Origin of the sequence: Pseudophaeobacter leonis (assembly GCF_002087335.1) — a bacterium.
Classification (GTDB): domain Bacteria; phylum Pseudomonadota; class Alphaproteobacteria; order Rhodobacterales; family Rhodobacteraceae; genus Pseudophaeobacter; species Pseudophaeobacter leonis.
This window is the reverse complement of the sequence record NZ_MWVJ01000118.1, coordinates 1-3,382: the sequence shown is the minus strand read 5'-3', so window position 1 is coordinate 3,382 and position 3,382 is coordinate 1. Positions and strand designations below refer to the sequence as shown.

Below are 3,382 nucleotides of genomic sequence, written 5' to 3'. Positions count from 1 at the left end.
CAGCACCTTGGTGGAAAAGGAGGCTGTGCCAACCTAAAGAACGACAGCGGTGAACGTCCCGCCAATATCAACACCCAGGCGCACGGATTGCTTGGTCATGGAACACCCCTCACAGTCAATTTGGCTGAAAATTGTCAGTCTTGGGTCATCAAGTCTAATTATTATTAAATATATAGGTGATAGAAAAAATTTATCCTTTAGGGGCTGGCTGCACAGGGCCGGGCTGGGCAGGATCTGGCCGCGCGATATCATCCAAGGTCTTGGCAGCTGCTTCAGCCAGCTTGGCGCAGTGCGTCAGATAGAGCGCCGCCTTTTCAGACTGGTATCTGGCGGCAAAGCGCAACGGCGCGGGTTTCCAGCTGACGTCAACCTCAATCAGACGTTTGTCGGCGAGCTCTCGTGCAACCAGCGCTTTGGGCAGCAGGGTAATGCCCATACCGTCGGCGGCCATCTGCACACAGGAGGCAAGGCTGTTTGAGGCCACAAAGCGCGAAATCGGCAGGGACTGTGCCTGCGCATACTCAACAAGTTCGCTATAGGCCTGGGTATGGCGCGCATGGGTCAGCACGGAATGTGGCAGTAAATCCGCAACCGTTTTGATCCCGCTGAGCTGCTGTGCAATGCGCGGGTTTGCCACCCAGATATAGGGCGCTTTGCCAAGCTCGATCACGCCGCTGGCGGCACTGGCAAAAGGCGCGGTTTGAATGGTGAGGTCCAGACGGTTCGACTGCATCTCTATATCCAGATTGCGCGACAGATCGACGGTCAACTCGACATTCAGCGCCGGATAAGCCGCCTTGATGCTGCGCAGATAGCTATGCAGCCAGGTGCAGGCGACCAGCTCGGTGACGCCCAGGCGCAGCCGGTCCGCCACAAGGTCAGGGCGCTGAGCGATCTCAACAATGCGCTCTGCTTCAAGTAACACTCGATGGGCCGCGTCGAGAATCTCGACCCCCTTTTCCGTGAGCTGAACAGAGCCCGCGTTACGCTGCATCAGGACGACATTCAGGGTTTTTTCAAGCCCGGCGATGCGGGAGGAAATATTGGGCTGCGTTGTGCTGAGATGATGCGCCGCCTTGCGGAAACTTCCCAGTTCCGCAACCCAGATCAGTGCTTCTAACTGCTTAATATTCAGCACATTCCCAATCTGGGGGTTTTCCTCACCTGTGATGCCTCAAAACGAGCCCGCCTCTCCCTCATAGGCCCTGCACGGACAGTCGCCAAGAGGTTCTGGAAATTGATACCCACCGGTAAGGTCGCCATAATTTGCCCCATATTGTTGGTTAACACCTGTCTTGATTGTTGGTCACACCTGTCTGGGAGGCTGCGATGCCGGGTTCTGGCGAGGCCTGTGTCCCATGCTCTGTGTTCCGTGTGCTGTGCGCCTTTGGCTTCGCGGCATAGCGGTTTGGCTTTCGTCGCGGGTTCCCGTAAAAGTGGCCTCGCTTTGCCATGTGTGTCTCAAAGGGTTTGGAATGAAGATTGCAGTTGCTGGGATTGGGTATGTCGGATTGTCCAACGCCGTCTTGTTGGCCCAAAACAACGAGGTGACCGCAGCGGATGTGGCTAAAGCGCGGGTTGATATGCTCAATGCCCGCCAAAGCCCCATTGTCGATGCCGAGCTGGAAGAGTTCCTGGGCCAGGCCAGCCTGAGCCTCACGGCGACGCTTGATGCGGCTTCGGCCTACCGGGATGCGGATTTTGTAATTGTCGCAACCCCGACGGATTATGATACCGAGTCAAACTACTTTGACACCTCAAGCGTTGAGACGGTGATCCGTCAGGTTCTTGCAGTCAACAGGCAGGCCACTGTGGTAATCAAATCGACCATTCCGGTTGGGTTTGTCAAACGCATGCAGCGCGAGCTGAACACCAAAAACCTGTTCTTTTCCCCTGAGTTTTTGCGCGAAGGTCAGGCGCTTTACGACAACCTGCACCCGTCGCGGATCATTGTGGGCGCCCAGACCGAGGCGGCCCGGACCTTTGCCAATCTGCTGGTTGAGGGCGCGGTCAAAAAGGACGTGCCGGTTCTGTTTACCGATGCCGATGAGGCCGAGGCCATCAAGCTTTTTGCCAATACATATCTTGCCATGCGGGTGGCGTTTTTCAACGAGCTGGACAGCTATGCCATGGCGGGTGGCATGGATGCGCGCCAGATCATTCAGGGCATCGGTTTTGATCCCCGCATTGGCGCGCACTACAACAACCCGTCGTTTGGCTATGGCGGCTATTGCCTGCCCAAAGACACCAAACAGCTATTGGCGAATTATTCAGAAGTGCCGCAGAACCTTATTCGTGCCATCCGTGGATGCCAACCACACCCGCAAGGATTTTCTGGCCGACCAGATCATTGCCAGGGCGCCAAAGGTGGTCGGGGTCTATCGCCTGGTGATGAAGGCCGGCTCGGACAATTTCCGCCGCTCCTCCATTCAGGGCATCATGAAGCGCATCAAGGCCAAGGGCATCAAGGTTGTGGTCTATGAGCCGGTGTTGGATGCGCCAGAGTTCTTTGGATCAGAGGTCATGCAGGATCTTGCGGCCTTTAAACACTGCGCTGATGTCATTGTGGCCAATCGGGTGACGGATGATATCCGCGATGTGCAAAGCAAGGTCTTTACCCGCGACCTGTCTGGCGCTGATTGATCGCCAAACCACGCGCGGGGTAGTGATCCGTCAGGTTTGATCCGTTTCAGACCGCACTTAATATAACATAATTCATATTATTGGATCATGATGTGCAGGGGGGGCGCGCGCTACCCTCAACTGCGACTCTTGTTAGAAAACAGTAGTTTATCTAGCGAGAGGAATCGGCATGGGAGCCGTCTACAAGCAATTGAGTATCACGGAACGACGCAGAATAGAACGTTGGAGACACGCTAAAGTCCCTGTCGATGAGATGGCGCGTGTTTTGAAGCGCTGAAGGTCGACGATATTATTCCGTGAGTTGAAGCGCAATCATTTCAGCGATGAGAGCATGCCAAAATGCGATGGCTACTACGGTGCTGCGGCTCAGCTGATGACGGCAGATCGACGCGCGCGGGATCGTAAGCTCTCATCAAATATCCAGAACTTTGCAAACGTGTGATCGAGCGGATTAAGGACGGTTGGACGCCTGAGCAAATCGGTAATCGGATGATCCAGGAACAAGCGCCACTAAGGGTCTGCCAAGAAACGATCTATCGATACATCTACTCGAAAGAAGGGCATGCGCGATGATCTTTGGTGGTATCTGCCGACGCACCGTGTCGCCCGCCGTCCTCGGCGTATGCGCAAGCGCCGTGACCCTAAGTTCCACCGCGATGTCAGCATCTTGTTCCGTCCTGATGATGTGGCGCACCGGCGTCAGTTTGGGCACTCACTGCCCGGCAGGCGATTGCGGAGC

1 protein-coding gene and 2 pseudogenes are annotated in these 3,382 nt (G+C 55.5%); 2 read left to right on the top strand and 1 reads right to left on the bottom strand.

Annotated features, from left to right (window positions below; all coding sequences use genetic code 11):
- Nucleotides 1-190: 190 nt before the first annotated feature.
- On the bottom strand, nt 191-1,138 hold the full coding sequence (locus tag B4968_RS21975; protein WP_083101323.1) for a LysR family transcriptional regulator: 948 nt from the start codon (nt 1,136-1,138) through the stop codon (nt 191-193).
- Between the two features lie 337 nt (nt 1,139-1,475).
- Between B4968_RS21975 and B4968_RS21970 the strand changes: the two are divergent.
- A pseudogene (locus B4968_RS21970) lies at nt 1,476-2,643 on the top strand (nucleotide sugar dehydrogenase).
- Between the two features lie 169 nt (nt 2,644-2,812).
- Nucleotides 2,813-3,382 (top strand): annotated as a pseudogene (locus B4968_RS26335) (IS30 family transposase); the annotation flags it as partial.